We start from the raw sequence: 18,921 nt of genomic DNA on the forward strand, positions 1-18,921 counted from the left end.
CGGTTGCTTCCGTGGAGCGGGCTGATGAGGCTGGCAATGTACGCGATTCCCGCGCGGCGCGCCGCGCAGGGCGGCCGCGCCGGTCCGGTCAGTAGGCGATTTCGACGATGCTGCCGGCGAACGCCGCGCGCAATTCCGCGAGCAGCGTGTCGCTCGGCTTCACGCGCCACGCCTCGCCGAGCTGCATCTCGCCCTGCGCGCGCGCGTTGCGGTACGCGATCCGCACCTGGAGGCCGTTCGGCAGCGGCGGCGCCGCGCGACGGCCGCCGTCGCGGTCGCGTCCGCCGCGCGGCGCGGGCGCCTCGACGGGCGGCGCAGCGTCGGCCTTCGCCGCGTGCGCGTCGAGCACGCGGCGCAGCGCGTCCGCGTCGGCATTGCCGTTGACCGTCAGGCGCACGGCCTGCGCGTAGCGGCTGCGCGCGCGCTCGAGGTCCATCACCGCATCCGCGGTGAAGCGGATGCCGCCCGTGAACGCGTCGTTGCGCGCCTGGCCCTGCACGATCAGCAGTTCATCTTCCTTGAACAGCGTGCGGTTCGCGTCGAACTGCTCGTTGAAGATCGTGATCTCGCACTGGCCGGTGCCGTCGTCGAGCAGCGCGATCAGCATCTTGCCGCGCTGGGTCATCTGGGTGCGCAGCGACGCGATCACGCCGGCCACCAGCCGGTCGCGGCCTTCCTTCAGCTCGCCGAGCTTCTGGCGCGCGAAACGGCGCACCTCGTCGCGGTAGGAATCGAACAGGTGCCCCGACAGGTAGAAGCCGAGCGCGCCCTTCTCCTCCTGCAGCCGGCGCTTGTCGTCCCAGGCCGGTTCGTCGACCAGCTCGTGCTCGTGCGTCGATTCCCCGCCGATGTCGAACAGGCCCGCCTGCAGCGCGTTCGCGGCCGCCTGCTCGGCGGCTTCCATCGCGAGCGGCACCGACGCGAGCAGCCGCGCGCGATTCTCGTGCAGCGAATCGAACGCGCCCGCGCGGATCAGCGCCTCGACCGTGCGGCGGTTCACGATGCGCCGGTCGATCCGATCGCAGAAGTCGAACAGGTCGGTGAAGCGCTTTTCCTCGCGGGCGCGCAGGATCTCCTCGATCGCGTTCTGGCCACTGCCCTTCACCGCGCCCAGGCCGTAGCGGATGGTGCGCGAACGCCTGCCGTCGGCCTCGGCGACCGGCTCGAAGCGATAGTGCGACTGGTTGATGTCGGGCGGCAGCACGGCGAGGTTGTTCACGGCGCAATCGTCGAACAGGATCTTCACCTTGTCGGTGTCGTCCATCGCGAGCGTCATGTTGGCCGCCATGAATTCGGCCGGATGGTGCGCCTTCAGCCACGCGGTGTAGTACGCGAGCAGCGCGTAGGCGGCCGCGTGCGACTTGTTGAAGCCGTAGCCCGCGAACTTCTCCATCAAGTCGAAGATCTCGTCGGACTTCTCGCGCGTGAGGCCGTTGGTCGCCGCGCCCTCCGCGAAGATCTCGCGGTGCTTGGCCATCTCCTCGGGCTTCTTCTTGCCCATCGCGCGGCGCAGCAAGTCGGCGCCGCCGAGCGAGTAGCCGCCGATGATCTGCGCCATCTGCATCACCTGCTCCTGATAGACCATGATGCCGTAGGTCTCTTTCAGGACGGGCTCGACGCGCGGATCCGGATAATCCACCTTCTCGCGGCCGTGCTTGCGCGCGCAGAAGCTCGGGATCAGGTCCATCGGGCCCGGGCGGTACAAGGACACGAGCGCGATGATGTCCTCGAAGCGGTCGGGCTGCGCATCCTTCAACATGCCCTGCATGCCGCGGCTTTCCAGCTGGAACACGGCGACCGTGTTGGCCTTCTTGAGGATCTGGAACGAGGTCGGATCGTCGAGCGGCACCTGCGCGAGCGACCAGTCGGCCTTCGACGGGTCGAGCCGGCGGATGTAGCGCTCGGCCCAGTCGAGGATGGTCAGCGTGGTCAGGCCCAGAAAGTCGAACTTCACGAGGCCGACCGCCTCGACGTCGTCCTTGTCGTACTGGCTCACCACGCCGCCTTCGTCGCCCTGCGTGTACAGCGGGCAGAAGTCGGTCAGCTTGCCGGGCGCGATCAGCACGCCGCCCGCGTGCATCCCGACGTTGCGGGTCAGCCCCTCGACGCGCTGCGCGAGGTCGAGCAGCTGGTGCACCTCGTCCTCGTTGTCGTAGCGCTCCTGGAGCAGCGGCTCCTCCTTCATCGCGTCCGCGATCGTCACGTGCTTGCCCGGCTTGAACGGGATCAGCTTCGCGACGCCGTCGGTGAACATGTAGCCGAGATCGAGCACGCGCCCGATGTCGCGCACCGCCGCCTTCGCGGCCATCGTGCCGAAGGTCGCGATCTGCGACACCGCGTCCGCGCCGTACTTCTCCTTCACGTACTGGATCACGCGATCGCGGCCGTGCTGGCAGAAGTCGATGTCGAAGTCGGGCATCGACACCCGCTCCGGATTCAGGAAGCGCTCGAACAGCAAGTTGTAGCGCAGCGGGTCGAGGTCGGTGATGCCGAGCGCGTAGGCGACCAGCGAACCCGCGCCCGAGCCCCGCCCCGGCCCGACCGGCACGCCGTTGTTCTTGGCCCAGTTGATGAAGTCCGCGACGATCAGGAAGTAGCCCGGAAAGCCCATCTTCGTGATCGTGCCGCACTCGAAGTCGAGGCGCTGGTAGTAGGTGTCGCGCTGGCGGTCGCGTTCCGCCGCGTCCGGGTACAGCTGCGCGAGGCGCTTTTCCAGGCCCTCCTTCGACAGCTGCACGAGGTAGTCGTCGAGCGACATGCCGTCGGGCGTCGGGAACAGCGGCAGCTTCGGCTTGCCGAGCTCGAGCGTCAGGTTGCAGCGCTTCGCGATCTCGACCGAGTTCGCGATCGCCGACGGCAGGTCGGCGAACAGCGCGAGCATTTCGTCCTGCGACATGAATCGCTGCGCGGTGGTGAAGCGCTTCTGGCGGCGCGGATTCGCGAGCATGTCGCCTTCCGAGATGCACACGCGCGCCTCGTGCGCGGTGAAATCGTCGTCGGACATGAACTGCAGCGGATGGGTGGCGACCACCGGCAGCTTCAGCTCGGCGGCGATCGTCGCGGCCTGCTGGATGTAGGCCTCGGCGCCCGGCTGCCCGTAGCGCTGCAGTTCGACGTAGAAGCCGCCCGGGAACACCTTCGACCAGCGCGCCGCGTGACGGCGGGCCGCCTCCTCGTTGCCCGCCGCGAGCGCGAGGCCGATGTCGCCCTGCTGGGCGCCCGACAGCGCGAGCAGGCCCTGCGACAGCTCGCCGTCGAGCCAGGCCGCGTCGAGCTCCGCGCGGCCGCGGTGCTGGTTCGTGAGCCACGCCTTCGACAGCAGCTCGCAGAGATTCAGGTAGCCGCGCTTGTCCTTGACGAGCAGCAAGAGGCGCGCGGGCTTGTCCCGATCATCGGGATTGGCGATCCAGACATCGCAGCCGGCGATCGGCTTGATGCCCTTGCCACGGGCTTCCGTGTAGAAACGGACGAGGCCGAATGCGTTGCCGAGGTCGGTGAGCGCGAGCGCGCCCTGGCCGTCCGCGGCGGCTGCCTTGACGATGTCGTCAATGCGCACGATGCCGTCGGCAATCGAGAATTCGGAGTGAACGCGGAGATGGACGAAGCGGGGATCTGACATGGGCGCTATTGTAGCCGCGTCGTCGCCGGGCCATGATCCGGCCCGGCCAAAAAAATCGCGGCCCGCGGGGCGGGCGGCCCGCGGGCCGCGGCAACCGGACGCGGCCGCCGCGCGCGGGCCGGGTACGCCGCGGCCCGCGTTTGCGGGATAATGGCGGTTTCCGTTTCCACCGATTCGGCCCCATCCGGCCCCGCTTCGCGCCCTGATTTCGCGAACGCGCCGGCGGCGGCCGTCGCTTCGTCGCCCGATCACCATGTCCACCGTCAATCTCGCCGCCTACCACTTCGTGTCGATCGACTCGATCGAAACCTGGCGGCCGCTCGTCCTCGCGCGCTGCCAGGCGCTCGACCTGCGCGGCACCATCCTGCTCGCCCCCGAAGGCATCAACCTGTTCATCGCCGGCTCGCGCGAGGCGACCGACGCCTTCGTCGACTACCTGCGCCACGATCCCCTGTTCGAGGGCAGGTTCCAGACCCTGCAGTTCAAGGAAAGCCTGTCCGACGCGCAGCCGTTCCGGCGCATGCTGGTGCGCCAGAAGCGCGAGATCATCACGATGAAGAAGCCGGCGATCAAGCCCGAGCTGGGCCGCGCGCCCGCCGTCGACGCCCGCACGCTGAAGGTCTGGCTCGACCGGGGCCACGACGACGCGGGCCGGCCGGTCGTGATGCTCGACACGCGCAACGCGTTCGAGGTCGACGTCGGCACCTTCGACCACGCGCTCGACTACCGGATCGACAAGTTCAGCGAATTCCCCGAGGTGATCGACGCGAACCGCGCGGACCTCGAAGGCAAGACCGTGGTGTCGTTCTGCACGGGCGGGATCCGCTGCGAGAAGGCGGCGATCCACATGAAGGAAATCGGCATCGACCACGTCTACCAGCTCGAAGGCGGCATCCTCAAGTACTTCGAGGAAGTCGGCGGCGCGCACTATCACGGCGACTGCTTCGTGTTCGACTACCGCACCGCGCTGAATCCGCAGCTGGCGCCCACCGCGGACGCCACCTGCTTCGCGTGCCGCGCGGTGGTGCCGGCCGCCGACCAGCAATCGCCGCTGTACGTGCATGGGGCATCCTGCCCCGCCTGCCACCCGGCTTCGCGCGCGAACGACGCGGCGGCCTGACGCGCCGGCGCGCATGAGCGGCTATCGCGGACGCTTCGCGCCCTCGCCGACCGGGCCGCTGCACTTCGGCTCGCTGGTCGGCGCGCTCGCGAGCTGGCTCGACGCGCGCGCGCACGACGGCGCGTGGCTCGTGCGGATCGAGGACATCGACGGTCCGCGCACGGTGCCCGGCGCCGCCGACGCGATCCTCGCGACACTCGCGCGCTTCGGGCTCGCCGCAGACGAACCGGTCGTCCGGCAAAGCACGCGCGGCGCGTCCTACACGGCCGCGCTCGAGCGGCTGCTCGCGGCCGGCCGCGCGTATCCGTGCGGCTGCACCCGCAAGGAAATCACCGATTCGCTGCGCAACGCGCACGCGCGCCACACCACCCTCGCCTATCCCGGCACCTGCCGCGACGGCCTGCACGGCCGGCCCGCGCGCGCCTGGCGGCTGCGGGTGCCCGACGGCGCCGCCGCGCGCGTCGGCTATGACGATCGTTGGCAAGGCCCGCAATCGCAGGATCTCGCGACCGAGGTCGGCGACTTCGTGCTGAAACGCGCGGACGGCCTGTGGGCCTACCAGCTCGCGGTCGTCGTCGACGACGGCGACGCGCGCATCACGCACGTGGTGCGCGGCGCCGACCTGCTCGACTCCACGCCGCGCCAGATCTACCTGCAGCAGTGCCTCGACCTGCCCGTGCCGGCCTACCTGCACGTGCCGGTGGTGGTCGACGCGCACGGCGACAAGCTCAGCAAGCAGACCGGCGCGGCGGCGCTCGACGACGGCCCGCCGCTGCCCGCGCTCGCGGCCGCGGCCGCGCACCTCGGCCTCGCGCCCTCGGTCGCGCCCGACGCCGCGCTCGACAGCTGGCTCGCCGCCGCGACGGCCGCCTGGGCCGCGCGCTTCGGCCCGGACGCACGCTGACGCCGCGCCTTCATCCCGCCCCGAAATGAACACGGCCCGGCCGGCTTGCGCCGGTCGGGCCGTGGCAGGGACGGTCGCGCGACCGTCGCCGCTCAGGACGACGAGGTCTTGCGCGGCATGCCGAAGCCGCCGAGCAGCGCCGCGAGGGGCTGCTTCGAGGCCTTCTTCTCGGGCTGCGATGCGTCCGGCTCGTCCGCCGGACGGCTGGCCGCCTGCGACGGCTCGTACGGCTTCAGGAAGAATTCGTCGACGGGCGCCTCGCGGCGCGCGTGGTACGGGCGCTCGCCGCCGGCGCGGCGCACGCCCGGGCCGCGATGCTCGTCGCGCTCGCGGCGGCCGCCGCGTTCGCTCCGCTCCCCACGCTCACCACGCTCGCTCCGCTCGTCGCGGCGATGCCGCGCGGGCGCCTCGATCGCGAGCGTTTCGAGCGGCAGCGTGCGCTTGATCAGCTTCTCGATGTCCGCGAGCTGCTTGCGTTCGTTGGGACTGCACAGCGACAGCGCGTCGCCCGACGCGCCCGCGCGGCCGGTACGGCCGATCCGGTGCACGTAGTCTTCCGCGTTGAACGGCAGGTCGAAGTTGATCACGGCCGGCAGCTCGGCGATGTCGAGGCCGCGCGCGGCGACGTCGGTCGCGACGAGCGCCTCGATCTCGCCGCGCTTGAACGCGTCGAGCGCCTGCATCCGCTCGCTCTGCGAACGGTCGCCGTGGATCGCGGTGGCCACCACGCCGTCGCGCTCGAGCAGGCGCGACAGGCGGCTCGCGCCGATCTTGCTGTTGCAGAACACGATCACCTGCTTGAGCGCGCGCTCGCGGATCAGCTTGACCACGGCCGCCTGCTTGTCGCCCTCGGCGACGTCGTAGACGATCTGCGTGACATTGGTCGCCGTCGCATTGCTGCGCGCGACTTCGATCGTCTGCGGATCGCGCAGGTAGGTCGACGCGAGCTTCTTGATTTCGGGCGAGAAGGTCGCCGAGAACAGCAGCGTCTGGCGTTCCTTCGGCAGCAGGTTCAGGATCCGCTGCAGGTCGGGCAGGAAGCCCATGTCGAGCATGCGGTCGGCTTCGTCGAGCACGAGGATCTGGACCTGGCCGAGATTCGCGGTTTTCTGCTGCACGTGGTCGAGCAGCCGCCCCGGGGTCGCGATCAGGATCTCGACGCCGCGCCGCAGCTCGGCCATCTGCGGGTTCATGTCGACACCGCCGAACACCACCGCGCTGCGCAGCGGCGTGTGCTTGCCGTAGGCATGCACGTTCGCGGCGACCTGATCGGCCAGCTCGCGGGTCGGCGTGAGGATCAGCGCGCGCACCGGGTGGCGCGCGGGCGATGCGCTGGTGTTGGCCTGCGGCAACAGCCGCTGGAGGATCGGCAGCGAGAAGCTCGCGGTCTTGCCGGTGCCGGTTTGCGCGGCGCCCATCACGTCGCGGCCGGACAGCACGACCGGAATCGCCTTGGCCTGGATCGGCGTCGGCGTCGTATAGCCCTGCTCCACGATGGCTTTCAGGATATCGGCGGCAAGACCGAACTGGTCGAAAGTCGCGTCGACAGGCTTGGCAACAGAATCGGACATGGTGGCGTTTCGCTCAAAAGGCGCGGCGGGACATCAAGCGCGCGGCAGCACCGGACGTCGGGCTGCCTGCGACACAAACATCGGAATAAAGACGGAGCCGCGGCGCGCCGCGCGGCGCCGCCGGGCGCCACGACCCCGTGGGCCGCGCGCGAAGCTCGGTCCGGCGGACGTGCCGGCAGAAAGGGCAGCATTGTAGCATTGCCTCGTACCGGGCCGATGACAGCCCGGTGAAGCATGCGCCGGGCAGCGTGTCAGCCGCGCCTGCGCTTCTTCTGGATCTCGCTGCAATCGGCGAGCAGCGGGCGCGCCTGATCGCCCGCGATGTCATCGTACAGGTTCGCATCGCGCCCCTTGGTCCACCAGGTGTAGCGGCCCGCCTGGTACTTCGCGCCGGACGCCGACACCGTGTCGACGAACAGCAGCCGCTGCCCGTTCACCGGCACGAGCGCGAAGCCCTGGCCGTTGCCCGCGTGCCAGTACGAAACGCGCACCGGCTGCTTCTGGTCCGCGCACTGGTACGCGACGGTCTGGCGCGCGTCCGCGTCGATTTCCTCGACGGTCAGTTGCGCGGCGCGCGCGGCGCCCGCCGCGAAAAGGCCGGCGGCCAACGCCAGCGCGAGGGAGGCTTGCAGGTTCATGCGGGTCCTCGTCACATCGTCACAAACAATCGGCGGCCGATCCGCCTGAATTCAGGGGTCGATCACGGTCGCGCAGGCATCGGTCGGCGCAGCCGCCACGTGCCCGATGACCGGCACGATCTTGAGCCCGGCCGAGGCGACCCGGCACGGCGCGGCGGCCAGCCCGCACCCCGTCGCCGCGCTGCTCAGCGCGGCGATCAACAGCCATTTCATGAGCCTTGCCATTCACCACTCCTCTTGGCGCCGCATCGCGACGCGTCAGTCCGCGGCCACCGGCCGCACCGCGGCGGCGGCCTGCGCGGCGCGCGCGCGGGCCTCGTCGACGGTCGCGCCGGTCGCGAGCGCGACACCCATGCGCCGCTTCGCGAAGCTCTCGGGCTTGCCGAACAGGCGCAGGTCCGAGCCCGGCACCGCGAGCGCGTCGCGCACGCCCTCGAACGCGATGCCCGCGGCATCGAGGCCGCCGTAGATGACCGCCGACGCGGCGGGCGTCGACAAGGCCGGATCGACCGGCAGCCCGAGGATCGCGCGCGCATGCAGCTCGAATTCCGACTGCCGCTGCGACGCGAGCGTGACGAGCCCGGTGTCGTGCGGGCGCGGGCTGACTTCCGAGAACCACACCTCGTCGCCGCGCACGAACAGCTCGACGCCGAACAGCCCGCGGCCGCCGAGCGCCATGGTGACCTGATGCGCGATCTCGCGCGCGCGCTCGAGCGCCGCCGCGCTCATCGGCTGCGGCTGCCACGATTCGACGTAGTCGCCGGCCACTTGCAGGTGGCCGACCGGCTCGCAGAAATAGGTGCGCGTCTCGCCGCTGGCCGGATCGAGCGCGCGCACGGTGAGCTGGGTGATCTCGTAGTCGAAGCGCACGAAGCCCTCGACGATCACCTTGCCGTGATTCACGCGGCCGCCCGCGAGCGCATGCCGCCACGCGGCCTCGACGTCGGCCTCGCCCTTCACGACCGACTGGCCCTTGCCCGACGACGACATCACCGGCTTCACGACGCAGGGATAGCCGATCCGCGCGACCGCCGCGCGGAATTCGTCGAACGATTGCGCGAACGCATACGGCGAGGTGGCGAGCCCGAGCGTCTCGGCGGCCAGCCGGCGGATGCCTTCGCGGTTCATCGTGAGCTGGGTCGCGCGCGCGGTCGGAATCACCTCCGCGACGCCGTCGGCCTCGAGCGCGGCGAGCGCGTCGGTCGCGATCGCCTCGATCTCCGGGACGATCAGGTGCGGCCGCTCCGCTTCGACGAGCGCGCGCAGCGCCGCCGGGTCCGTCATGTCGATCACGTGCGCGCGATGCGCGACCTGGTGGCCCGGCGCGTTCGGATAGCGGTCGACGGCGATCACTTCGACGCCGAGCCGCTGCAACGCGATGATGACTTCCTTGCCCAGTTCGCCCGCGCCGAGCAGCATGACGCGCGTGGCGGACGGAGAAAGCGGCGTACCGAGCCGCTGGCCGATCTGCATGAGAATTCCCGCTGGATGGTGGATGGCGAAAGCGAGTCGCGATGTTAACACGCGGCCCCCCTGCGCCGAATCGCGTTTTTGCCGCGCGCGGCGGGCCGCGAACGATTCCGCGCGGCAATGGTCCGCTCGCCTCCGACAAGCCGAGTGCGTTACCCTTACGGCTTCGCCAGCCCCATGAAAGAGGAACGAGGCCATGTTCGATTTTCCCGCGGCCGCGCGCGCCTGCCTTCGCGTCGCCCGTCCGCTGCGCGCGCCGCTCGGCGCGCTGACCGTCGCCACGCTTCTCGCCGCCTGCGCCATGCCCACCCACCCCGATTCCGGCGCGCCCGCGCCCGATCCGTTCAACCCGGCCGCGGTCCAGCTGCTTGACGATACGCGCTGGGAGCTGGTCGCCTGGCAGAACGCGGACGGCTCGTCGCGCCAGATTCCGCACGGCGACAACGGCGAGCCGATCAAGCTCGCGCTGTCGACCGAGACCGGCGTGCGGCGCGTCTCGGGCTTTTCGGGCTGCAACCGCTACGTGGGCACCTACGACGTGAAGAACGGCGTGCTCGGCTTCAGCCCGCTCGCCGGCACCCGGATGGCCTGCGCCGGCTCGCTCGGCGGCAAGCTCGAGCGCGACTATCTCGACGCGCTCGCCCATCTCGCGAAAACCGGCGTACAGATGCGCGAGCCGCAGGAGCTGCTGCTCGTCACCGACGACGGCACGACGCTGCGCTTCGCGCGGCGCGGCAAGTAAGTGATCGCGTGGCGCGCCGCGCCGCGCGTCGGCCCGCCTGCCGACACGGCGTCGCGGGCCGGTTAAACTCGACGGGTCGCGCTCGGCGCCCCTCGTCCTCTTTGTGTTTCCAAGCATGCATACGGTAGTTCTAGGCTGGTTCGGCTTCTCGGCCGTCTGGTTCATCCCTCTTTTCTGGCGTCTCGTCAAATCCATGCTGCCGGGCGGCGGCGGTCTGGCGGGCTCCGGTTCGATCCGGCTGTGGCTGGGTTTCTTCGCGGTGATGATCGCGAGTTGCACGCTCGGCACCGCGCTGCCGGGCGGCGACGCCGCCAGCAACGCGCTCGGCCAGCTGCTCGCGGGCGGCTTCGAGCGCGTGCTCGGCCACGTCGGCACGCCGCTCGCGATGGTCGTGCTGCTGTTCCTCGGCCTGCCCTGGCTGCTCGGGATCGGCTGGCGACAGCTGAATACCTGGCTCGACGCATCGTTCGGCGTCAGCCTGCCGCAGCGCGGCGACGACGAACCGCGCGGCGTGGCCGACCTGCCGCGCACCTCGCTGCATCGCGACGACGACCGGCGCGTGCGCCGCGCGGGCGACGTGCAGCCGACGAGCGCGCATACCGTGAATTCGATGGCGCCGAAACAGAATGGCCGCTACGCGCGGCCGACCCTGTGGCGTCCCACGCAGGCGTCGCGCGACGAACGGCGCGGCCGCCAGGGCGCCGGCGCGCCGCCCGTGCAGGCAAAACGCAACGAGCCGGTGGCGCCGGCCGGCTGGCTGAAGCCGGGTGTGTCGACGCGGGCGGCGACGCCGGTCGGTCCGGCGCGCGCGTCGACGGCGGGCGGGCCGGCGGCGGGCATCTCGACTTCGGGTGCACCGGCGGCCGGCGCGGTGACGCCGCGCGGCCCGGCCGTCACGCCGGCGCGGCCGGCCATGCGGCCCGCGACCCCGCTCGCGCCGGCTGTCGGCGAACGCGCGCGCCCTGCGACGGACGTCGCGCCGGTTCGGCGCGCGCCGCCCGCAGCCCCCGCGGCACCGGTGTCGAACGCCGGCGCCGCGACCCTGCAGCAGCGCCCGCTGCAACCGGCCGCGCTGCGTTCGGTCGCCGCCGCGAATCCGCCGATCCGCAAGGCCGCCGCCGCGCAGCCGGTGCTCCCGATGCGCACGCCCCCACCCGTCACGGCAGCCGCGTCCGATGCGGCGCGCAAGCGCCCCGCGCTCACGCCGGCGCGCGCGCCGCTCTACGCGTGGGCGGAAAAGCCCGCGCAGAAGATTGCGCCGGCGCCGAGCGTGCACGAAACGCTGCGCTCGATCGAGGCAAGCACCGCGCAATGGGCCGCGCTCGCGGGCGCGGCCGGCGCAGCGTCGGGCGCGGCGGGCGGCCTCGCGGCCATGACAGCGGCCGCTCCGGCGGCGGCAATCGCCACGGGCCCGCACGCGGCAGGCGCGGTAAGCCTCGATCCGTTCGAGCACGGCGCGACGGGCTCGGGTGAAGCGCTTGCGTCCGCTACCGATGCACATGCCGATGCGCAGACGATCGACCACGCCGCCGGAGACGCAGCCGCCGCGAGCCTGGAGGCTGGCGCGGCGAACGTCGCATCCGGCTGGCTCCACGCAGATGCAGCGGCCGGCACGGCCGAGGCCGGGTCGGCGACGGATGGCGGCCACGCCGCAGCCGTCGGCGCCGTCGACGGCACGACCCATTCCCTCATCGGCACGACCGATGATCATGCGTCGACAAGCGTCGACTCCGCCGCACCGGATCTCGCTCCCGATACGGTCGAGGCCGGCCCCGGCGCGACCGATCTGCCCGATGCATCCGAGGTCATCGACCTCTCGTTCGTGTTCGATCAACCGGCGCCCGGGGTTTCGCCCCTGGTCAATGCCGACGCCGTTCGGGCCACGCCGCCGTCAAACGACGTGTCGGGCATCTCCCACGGACAGGAACGCGGGACGCCGATCGACGCAGACGGCCACGCTCCGGCAGCGCCCGTGACGACCGGCAGCGACGAAGGCCGGGTCGGGACGACCGGCCACGCCGACGCCCACGCGCCACACCACGCAGCGCCCGCCGATGCTGTGAAGACCGACGCGGAGACCGCCGATGCCACGCCAGCCGTCCGGGCGATCCAGTCGCCGCTCGCCTCGCAGGAGGCGTCTCGCGCGAGCGATGCGCTGACGCACGCGGACCAGATCGAGCCCGTTTCGGCCCCGGCCCCGCTCGCTCCCTGGGAAGACGAGCCCAATGGGAATGCGCCCCTCAAGTCCGATCAGACGCTCAGCACCTCGACCCCGAGCCGGAGCGAAACGCGGCCATCGTCCTCGGTGACGGGACAGGCTGCTGCGCCGACGGGGCGCATGGACAGCGTCAGCGCCACCGGTTCGGTCGCGCCCCCGCCCGCCGCGCAGGCCGCGCCGTCGCCGGACGCGAACCCCGCGCCTCGGTACCTCGCCAGCGGCGCGCCTGACGCGAAGCCGGTGAGCGCTTCCGCGACCGCCGGGCCCGCGATGACTGCGTTCGGTGTCGCCGCGGCCCTGCCCGCCGCCGCGCTCCACGCAAGCGGCGCCGTGCCGACAGCGCAACCCGGCGCTTCGCCCGCACCGGCCGCGGGCTCCGTGGCCGCGCAGCCTGCGCCCGCCGCCTCCGGCGCGCCGAGGTTTGCAAGCGACAGCACGCGGCAACCCGACCCGGCAACGCAATCGGCGTCGAGCACGCCTTCGGTCAGCGGTTCATCGTCTTTCGCCGCGGCCTCCGCCACGGCGGCAGCCGATGCTCGTCCGCCGGCGCACGCACCACTGACTTCGTCCGCCCCGCTCCGCGCCGACGCAGCGCTGCCTGTCGCATCGGCATCGCCTGCCGCGCACGCGGCCACGCAAGCGACTGCTCACATCGCGCCGCCTGTTGCATCGCCTGTTGCATCGCCTGTTGCATCGCCTGTTGCATCGCCTGTTGCATCGCCTGTTGCATCGCCTGTTGCATCGCCCGCCGCAGCCGCGCCGGCTACCCGCATGCCAGTTACCTCGACATATGCGGGAACCGGCGCAGAGCCCGCCGCGATCGGTGTCGCGGCGGCCCTGGGATCGTCGTCGAATCCTGTTGCGCACGGCATGGCGGGCACGCACGCGCCAGCAACGTCGCCGACCGGTGCGCCGTTCCCTTCGCCGTCGGGAGCCGCGACAGCGTCCACGCCCGCCGCATCCCCGGCCACGCCCCTCGCGCCTGCGCCTGGCCTCGCCGCGTCGCCTGCCGCAACCAGCGCCGCCTCGGCATCCGCGCCGGCCCATCAACCGACGCCTGCGTCCGTCACGGCGCCCGCGAGCGGCTCCGGCCTGCCGTCGTACGCCGCGCCGAACCCGTCGGCAGCGGGCTACGTGACACCCCCGCCGGCGGGCGCAGCCGGCGCCCCAGCGCCGGCTGCTGTCGCTCAGACGGTGATCGCACCTGCCGCAACCGCGCCTTCCGGCCACCTCAGCCTGCCGGTGCATACGCCGTTGGGCGCACCGCCGGCCACGACGGCGGGCGCATCGTACGCCGCGGCCTCGCTCTCGAACGCGCCCGGCATGGCCGCGCCCGCCCCGCATCAGGCAGGCGCGCCGACACCGACCGCGTCGGCCCCCCCCGGACTGCCGGCCCAAGCCGCACCGACCGCCCAGCCGGCGATCGCGGGCACGCCACCCGCGGCGGCCCCGTTCGCGGGCGCGCTCGCTGCAATCGCACCCGCCCCTTATCTGGCGACCGCGACCGCCAACGCCCACAGCACCCCAATCCAGGCGCCCCCGCCGGCCCCGTTCGCGCCGGCCGCGGCCGCCCCCGGACGCCGCCGCGCCCCGCCGCCGACGCCCGCCCGCGCGCCCGCCGGGCCCGAACGCGTTCGAATTCCGCGCGCCCGCCGCCTCGCTGGTCGAACTGCCGACGATCGACCTGCTCGAACCCGCCTCCGACGACGTCGAGACGATTTCCGAGGAAGCCCTCGCGCAGACCGGCCAGGTGATCGAGCAGCGACTGCAGGAATTCAAGGTGCCGGTGACGGTGGTCGGCGCGTCGGCCGGCCCCGTGATCACGCGCTTCGAGATCGAGCCCGCGCTCGGCGTGCGCGGCAGCCAGATCGTCGGCCTGATGAAGGACCTGTCGCGCGGTCTCGGCCTCACCTCGATCCGCGTGGTCGAGACCATCCCCGGCAAGACCTGCATGGGCCTCGAACTGCCGAACGCCAAGCGCCAGACGATCCGCCTGTCGGAAATCCTCGCATCGCGCCAGTACGAGCACTCGGCGTCGCAGCTCACGCTCGCGATGGGCAAGGACATCGTCGGCAACCCGGTCGTCACCGACCTCGCCAAGGCCCCGCACATGCTGGTGGCCGGCACCACCGGCTCGGGCAAGTCGGTCGCGATCAACGCGATGATCGTGTCGCTGCTCTACAAGGCGACGCCCGAGGACGTGCGGCTCATCATGATCGACCCGAAGATGCTCGAACTGTCGGTCTACGAAGGCATTCCGCATCTGCTCGCGCCGGTCGTCACCGACATGAAGCTCGCCGCGAACGCGCTCAACTGGTGCGTCGGCGAGATGGAGAAGCGCTATCGGCTGATGTCGGCCGTCGGCGTGCGCAATCTCGCGGGTTTCAACCAGAAGATCCGCGACGCCGAGGCCAAGGAAAAGAAGATCGGCAACCCGTTCTCGCTGACGCCCGACGCGCCCGAGCCCCTGTCGACGCTGCCCCTGATCGTGGTCGTGATCGACGAGCTGGCCGACCTGATGATGGTCGCCGGCAAGAAGATCGAGGAGCTGATCGCCCGCCTCGCGCAGAAGGCGCGCGCGGCCGGCATCCACCTGATCCTCGCCACCCAGCGCCCGTCGGTCGACGTGATCACGGGCCTCATCAAGGCGAACATCCCGACGCGGGTCGCGTTCCAGGTCTCGTCGAAGATCGACTCGCGCACGATTCTCGATCAGATGGGCGCCGAGTCGCTGCTCGGCCAGGGCGACATGCTGTTCCTGCCGCCCGGCACCGGCTACCCGCAGCGCGTGCACGGCGCGTTCGTCGCCGACGAGGAAGTGCACCGGATCGTCGAGTACCTGAAGCAGTTCGGCGAGCCGCAGTACGAGGAAGGCATCCTCGACGGCCCGGCCTCCGAGGGCGCCGCCCAGGACCTGTTCGGCGAGGCCCCGGACGCGGAGGCCGACCCGCTCTACGACGAAGCCGTCGCGTTCGTGGTGCGCACGCGACGCGCCTCGATCTCGTCGGTGCAGCGCCAGCTGCGCATCGGCTACAACCGCGCGGCCCGCCTCGTCGAGCAGATGGAGGCGGCCGGCCTGGTGTCGCCGATGGGCATCAACGGCAGCCGCGAGGTGCTCGCGCCGCCGCTGCCGGACTGACCCCCGCCCGGCCCCAAAGAAAAAGCGACGCCTCGGCGTCGCTTTTTTTATCGCCGGCCCGGTTTTACGACGCCGGCACCAGCGTGAAGTCGACCGGCTTGCCGACCGCGAGGCGGCGCGCATCGGGGTCGAGCCGCCCGGTCGCCGGGTCGCGCCGGAACACGAACACGCTGTCGCTGTCCTGGTTGCCGACGATCAGCCACTTGCCGGTCGGATCGATCGCGAACTCGCGCGGGGTCTTGCCGAGGCTCGACTGGCGGCCGACCAGCTTGAGCCGGCCGTTGGCCGCGTCGACCGCGTAGGTCACGATCTCGTTCGCGTCGCCGCGATTGCTCGCGTACAGGAAGCGGCCGTCCGGCGACAGATGCACCGCCGAGCCGCCGACCCGGCCCTTGAAGCCGGGCTCGCTCATGCGCACCGTCTCGAGCCGTTCGAGCCGGCCGTCGTGATACGCATAGACGTCGACCGTCGCGTCCAGCTCGCTGGTCACGTAGGCATAGCGGCCGTTCGCCGCGAACACCATGTGGCGCGGGCCGGAGCCGGGCCGCCCGAGCGTGTAGCGGCCGTCGGTCGGGCCGAGCAGCCCGCGGCTGCCGTCCGGCGCGTAGCGGTAGCCGAAGATCTTGTCCGCGCCGAGGTCCTGCACGAACAGGTAGCGGCCGTCGGGCGAGAACACCGTCGAATGCACGTGCGCGCCGTCCTGGCGGCCCTTCACCGGCCCCGTGCCCTCGTGGTGCACGTTCAGCACCGCGCTGCCGACCGAACCGTTGCCGTCGAGCGGAAACACCGAGAAGCTGCCGCCCGGATCCGACGCCACCGAATAATTCGCCGTCACGAGATACTTGCCATCCGGCGACAGGCTCAGGTAGCACGGATCGTTCCCTTCCGACGACACCCGGTTCACGAACGTGAGCGCACCCGTCCTCGCGTCGAAGTCGAACGCGCTGATGCCGCCGCGCTGGTTCGCGGGACCGTTGTCGCCGGGCAGCTCGTTGACCGCGTACACGTGGCGGCCGTCGCGGCTCGCGATCAGGAACGACGGGTTCACGGTCTTCGCGGACGACACCGGCGTCACGTCGCCCGTGCGGGTATCGAAGCGATACACGTAGATGCCGTCGCTGCCGCCGTCGGTGTAGGTGCCGACGAGGAGGTTGTAGAGGCCGTCGACGGGCGCGGCGCCGGCGTCCTGCGCGAACGCGGGCGCGGCGGACAGGGACAGCGCGAGCGCGAAACCTTTCATCCAGTGCGAGAAATTGAACGGGAAAACGCGCATGAGCGGCGCGCGGGAACAGTCGGACATGGAACCTCCTTGCATCGAACTGTCTCTAGTGTTGTGATGTGACGACGCGCGGGCCGCTCCGGGGCCGTCCGCGGCGCGCCGTCCGAGTATAGGGGCTCGCGCCGGCACACGTACAGTCGTCCGCCTGCCTGCCCAGATCGTGAACGACCAGAACAGGGAGATTCGCCGCCCATGCCCGCCCTCATCGAAGATTACGCGCTCGTCGGCGACGGCCACACCGCCGCGCTGATCGCCCGAGACGGTTCCGTCGACTGGCTCTGCTGGCCCCGTTTCGATTCCGGCGCCTGCTTCGCCGCGCTGGTCGGCACGCCCGAGCACGGCCGCTGGCGGCTCGCGCCCGCCGACGACGCGCAGGTCACCGCCAGCACGCGCCGCTATCGCGGCGACACGCTGATCCTCGAAACCGACTACGAAAGCGCCGACGGCGCGGTCACCGTGATCGACTTCATGCCGCCCGGCAACGGCTGGTCGGAACTGGTGCGGATCGTGGTCGGCCGGCACGGCGCGCTGAAGATGCACATGGAACTGGTGCTGCGCTTCGACTACGGGTTCTCGATCCCGTGGGTCACGCAGCTGTCGCGCGAGGCCGGCATGAAGGCGATCGCGGGGCCCGACACCGTGGTGCTGCGCACGCCGGTGCCGCTCACGGGCGAGAACCTGCGCACCGTCGCCGATTTCACCGTGTACGCGGGCGAGCGCGTGCCGTTCTCGCTGGCTTACGCGCCGTCGCACCTGCGGCTGCCGCCCGCGCGCGAACCGCTGTCGATGCTCGCGCGCACCGAGAACTACTGGCTCGAATGGTCGGGGCGCTGCGAGGTGCAGGGCCGCTACGCGGCCGCCGTGCGGCGCTCGCTGATCACGCTGAAGGCGCTCGCCTACGAGCCGACGGGCGGCATCGTCGCCGCGCCCACCACCTCGCTGCCCGAGCAGCTTGGCGGCTCGCGCAACTGGGACTACCGCTACTGCTGGCTGCGCGACGCGACGATCACGCTGCTCGCGCTGATGCGCGGCGGCTATTTCGACGAGGCGCGCGCGTGGCGCGCCTGGCTCGGCCGCGTGATGGCGGGCTCGCCGGAACAGATCCAGATCATGTACGGGATCGCCGGCGAACGGCGCCTGCCGGAGCTCGAACTCGGCTGGCTGCCCGGCTACCAGGATTCGAAACCGGTGCGGATCGGCAACAATGCCGCCAACCAGCTGCAACTCGACGTGTTCGGCGAGGTCATGGCGGCGCTGCATCTCGCGCGCGTCGGCGGCCTGCAGGCGGACGACACCGTCTGGTCGGTGCAATGCGCACTGCTCGAGCACCTCGAACAGATCTGGCGCGAGCCCGACGAGGGCATCTGGGAAACGCGCGGCGGCCGCCGTCATTTCACGTTCTCGAAAGTGATGGCCTGGGTCGCGTTCGACCGCGCGATCAAGTCGGCGGAAATGTTCCGGCTGCCCGCGCCGCTCGATCACTGGCGCGCGCTGCGCGACGCGATCCATGCCGACGTCTGCGAACACGCATGGGACGCCGCGCAGCAAGCCTTCACGCAGAGCTACGGCAGCCCCGAGCTGGACGCGAGCGTGCTGATGCTGCCGCTCGTCGGCTTCCTGCCGCCGACCGATCCGCGCGTCACCGGCACGGTCGCCGCGATCGAGAACGGCCTGATGCACGACGGCCTCGTGCTGCGCTATCACACGTCCGAATACGACGACGGCCTGCCGCCCGGCGAGGGCACCTTCCTCGCATGCAGCTTCTGGCTCGTCGACAACCTCGCGCTGCTCGGCCGGATCGACGACGCGCACCGGCTGTTCAGCCGCCTGCTGTCCCTGTCGAACGACCTCGGGCTGCTCGCCGAGGAATACGACCCGGTCGCCCGGCGGCTGGTCGGGAATTTCCCGCAGGCGTTCTCGCACGTCGCGCTCGTCCATACCGCGCTGAACCTGATGCATCACGAGGACGAAATGGCGCGCGCGGCCGGCCAGCCCGCCCCGATCGAGGCCGCGGGCCGCTGAGCGCGGCGGCGCACCAAGCCGTTTTTCGCAACACGTTAGCCACATGTTGACGACAAATGTAAGACAAGTTCAGATCCAGGCCCCACGCGGGTATATCCGGGTGATGCTGCATTGCGGCAAGATACAGAGTTCGATATGATCAGAATCGACTGATCGTCCGTTCGTATCTGACCGGCTCGATTGCTGACCCACACGGCAA

Annotated in this window: 12 protein-coding genes and 2 pseudogenes; 6 read left to right on the forward strand and 8 right to left on the reverse strand. The window is 71.1% G+C overall.

Features of this window, described 5'->3' with window-relative positions:
* Positions 1-88 precede the first annotated feature (88 nt).
* Positions 89-3,619 (reverse strand): DNA polymerase III subunit alpha, encoded by a 3,531-nt coding sequence (dnaE, locus tag Bsp3421_RS24710; RefSeq protein ID WP_274004238.1) that lies wholly within the window; start codon positions 3,617-3,619, stop codon positions 89-91.
* A gap of 253 nt (positions 3,620-3,872) precedes the next feature.
* On the opposite strand from dnaE, the gene Bsp3421_RS24715 reads away from it, so the two are divergent.
* Both Bsp3421_RS24715 and gluQRS read left to right on the forward strand, forming a co-directional pair.
* The gene (locus Bsp3421_RS24715; RefSeq protein ID WP_273998467.1) at positions 3,873-4,739 is read left to right on the forward strand and encodes a sulfurtransferase; all 867 of its coding nucleotides are present in this window, start codon (positions 3,873-3,875) and stop codon (positions 4,737-4,739) included.
* Positions 4,740-4,752: 13 nt separating this feature from the next.
* The gene (gluQRS, locus tag Bsp3421_RS24720; RefSeq protein WP_273998468.1) at positions 4,753-5,643 is read left to right on the forward strand and encodes a tRNA glutamyl-Q(34) synthetase GluQRS; all 891 of its coding nucleotides are present in this window, start codon (positions 4,753-4,755) and stop codon (positions 5,641-5,643) included.
* Between the two features lie 92 nt (positions 5,644-5,735).
* Here gluQRS and Bsp3421_RS24725 read toward each other — a convergent pair whose 3' ends face one another.
* From Bsp3421_RS24725 to purT, 4 genes are all read right to left on the reverse strand, one after another.
* Complete coding sequence (locus tag Bsp3421_RS24725) at positions 5,736-7,214, reverse strand: DEAD/DEAH box helicase (protein WP_273998470.1); 1,479 nt, start codon at positions 7,212-7,214, stop codon at positions 5,736-5,738.
* 251 nt (positions 7,215-7,465) lie between these two features.
* Positions 7,466-7,852 carry an MliC family protein gene (locus tag Bsp3421_RS24730; RefSeq protein WP_273998471.1) on the reverse strand — a complete coding sequence of 129 codons (387 nt, stop codon included), beginning with the start codon at positions 7,850-7,852 and terminating at the stop codon, positions 7,466-7,468.
* A gap of 51 nt (positions 7,853-7,903) precedes the next feature.
* On the reverse strand, positions 7,904-8,065 hold the full coding sequence (locus tag Bsp3421_RS24735; RefSeq protein ID WP_337995327.1) for a DUF6726 family protein: 162 nt from the start codon (positions 8,063-8,065) through the stop codon (positions 7,904-7,906).
* Between the two features lie 45 nt (positions 8,066-8,110).
* Positions 8,111-9,325: a formate-dependent phosphoribosylglycinamide formyltransferase gene (purT, locus tag Bsp3421_RS24740; RefSeq protein ID WP_273998472.1), complete on the reverse strand. Its 1,215-nt coding sequence runs from the start codon at positions 9,323-9,325 to the stop codon at positions 8,111-8,113.
* Between the two features lie 193 nt (positions 9,326-9,518).
* On the opposite strand from purT, the gene Bsp3421_RS24745 reads away from it, so the two are divergent.
* Both Bsp3421_RS24745 and Bsp3421_RS34490 read left to right on the forward strand, forming a co-directional pair.
* Entirely contained in the window at positions 9,519-10,064 is a 546-nt protein-coding gene (locus Bsp3421_RS24745) for an META domain-containing protein (RefSeq protein ID WP_273998474.1), read from the forward strand.
* A gap of 115 nt (positions 10,065-10,179) precedes the next feature.
* Positions 10,180-11,328 (forward strand): annotated as a pseudogene (locus tag Bsp3421_RS34490) (DNA translocase FtsK); the annotation flags it as partial.
* On the opposite strand, the gene Bsp3421_RS34495 reads toward Bsp3421_RS34490, so the two are convergent.
* Together Bsp3421_RS34495 and Bsp3421_RS34500 are read right to left on the reverse strand one after the other, a co-directional pair.
* On the reverse strand, positions 11,286-11,438 hold the full coding sequence (locus Bsp3421_RS34495) for a hypothetical protein (RefSeq protein ID WP_443111611.1): 153 nt from the start codon (positions 11,436-11,438) through the stop codon (positions 11,286-11,288). The pseudogene Bsp3421_RS34490 and the gene Bsp3421_RS34495 sit on opposite strands and share 43 nt — an antisense overlap.
* Before the next feature lie 876 nt (positions 11,439-12,314).
* Positions 12,315-12,803 carry a hypothetical protein gene (locus Bsp3421_RS34500; protein WP_443111612.1) on the reverse strand — a complete coding sequence of 163 codons (489 nt, stop codon included), beginning with the start codon at positions 12,801-12,803 and terminating at the stop codon, positions 12,315-12,317.
* 352 nt (positions 12,804-13,155) lie between these two features.
* Here Bsp3421_RS34500 and Bsp3421_RS34505 point away from each other — a divergent pair.
* A pseudogene (locus Bsp3421_RS34505) lies at positions 13,156-15,421 on the forward strand (DNA translocase FtsK); the annotation flags it as partial.
* Positions 15,422-15,485: 64 nt separating this feature from the next.
* Here the strand turns inward: Bsp3421_RS34505 and Bsp3421_RS24765 are convergent.
* On the reverse strand, positions 15,486-16,661 hold the full coding sequence (locus Bsp3421_RS24765) for a lactonase family protein (protein WP_274004343.1): 1,176 nt from the start codon (positions 16,659-16,661) through the stop codon (positions 15,486-15,488).
* A 231-nt stretch (positions 16,662-16,892) separates the two neighbouring features.
* Between Bsp3421_RS24765 and Bsp3421_RS24770 the strand changes: the two genes are divergently transcribed.
* Positions 16,893-18,722, forward strand: a complete 1,830-nt coding sequence (locus tag Bsp3421_RS24770; RefSeq protein ID WP_273998475.1) for a glycoside hydrolase family 15 protein — start codon at positions 16,893-16,895, stop codon at positions 18,720-18,722.
* The last annotated feature ends 199 nt before the right edge of the window (positions 18,723-18,921 follow it).

Origin of the sequence: Burkholderia sp. FERM BP-3421, from assembly GCF_028657905.1 — a bacterium.
In the GTDB taxonomy this organism is placed as follows: Bacteria; Pseudomonadota; Gammaproteobacteria; order Burkholderiales; family Burkholderiaceae; genus Burkholderia.

Bases quoted from the DNA above. Each gene is read 5' to 3' on its own strand.
- Bsp3421_RS24770 (WP_273998475.1), top strand. From the start codon at position 16,893: ATGCCCGCCCTCATCGAAGATTACGCGCTCGTCGGCGACGGCCACACC.
- purT (WP_273998472.1), bottom strand. From the start codon at position 9,325: ATGCAGATCGGCCAGCGGCTCGGTACGCCGCTTTCTCCGTCCGCCACG.
- Bsp3421_RS24735 (WP_337995327.1), bottom strand. From the start codon at position 8,065: ATGAAATGGCTGTTGATCGCCGCGCTGAGCAGCGCGGCGACGGGGTGC.
- dnaE (WP_274004238.1), bottom strand. From the start codon at position 3,619: ATGTCAGATCCCCGCTTCGTCCATCTCCGCGTTCACTCCGAATTCTCG.
- Bsp3421_RS34495 (WP_443111611.1), bottom strand. From the start codon at position 11,438: ATGGCCGCGAGGCCGCCCGCCGCGCCCGACGCTGCGCCGGCCGCGCCC.
- gluQRS (WP_273998468.1), top strand. From the start codon at position 4,753: ATGAGCGGCTATCGCGGACGCTTCGCGCCCTCGCCGACCGGGCCGCTG.
- Bsp3421_RS24715 (WP_273998467.1), top strand. From the start codon at position 3,873: ATGTCCACCGTCAATCTCGCCGCCTACCACTTCGTGTCGATCGACTCG.
- Bsp3421_RS24725 (WP_273998470.1), bottom strand. From the start codon at position 7,214: ATGTCCGATTCTGTTGCCAAGCCTGTCGACGCGACTTTCGACCAGTTC.
- Bsp3421_RS24765 (WP_274004343.1), bottom strand. From the start codon at position 16,661: ATGAAAGGTTTCGCGCTCGCGCTGTCCCTGTCCGCCGCGCCCGCGTTC.
- Bsp3421_RS24745 (WP_273998474.1), top strand. From the start codon at position 9,519: ATGTTCGATTTTCCCGCGGCCGCGCGCGCCTGCCTTCGCGTCGCCCGT.
- Bsp3421_RS24730 (WP_273998471.1), bottom strand. From the start codon at position 7,852: ATGAACCTGCAAGCCTCCCTCGCGCTGGCGTTGGCCGCCGGCCTTTTC.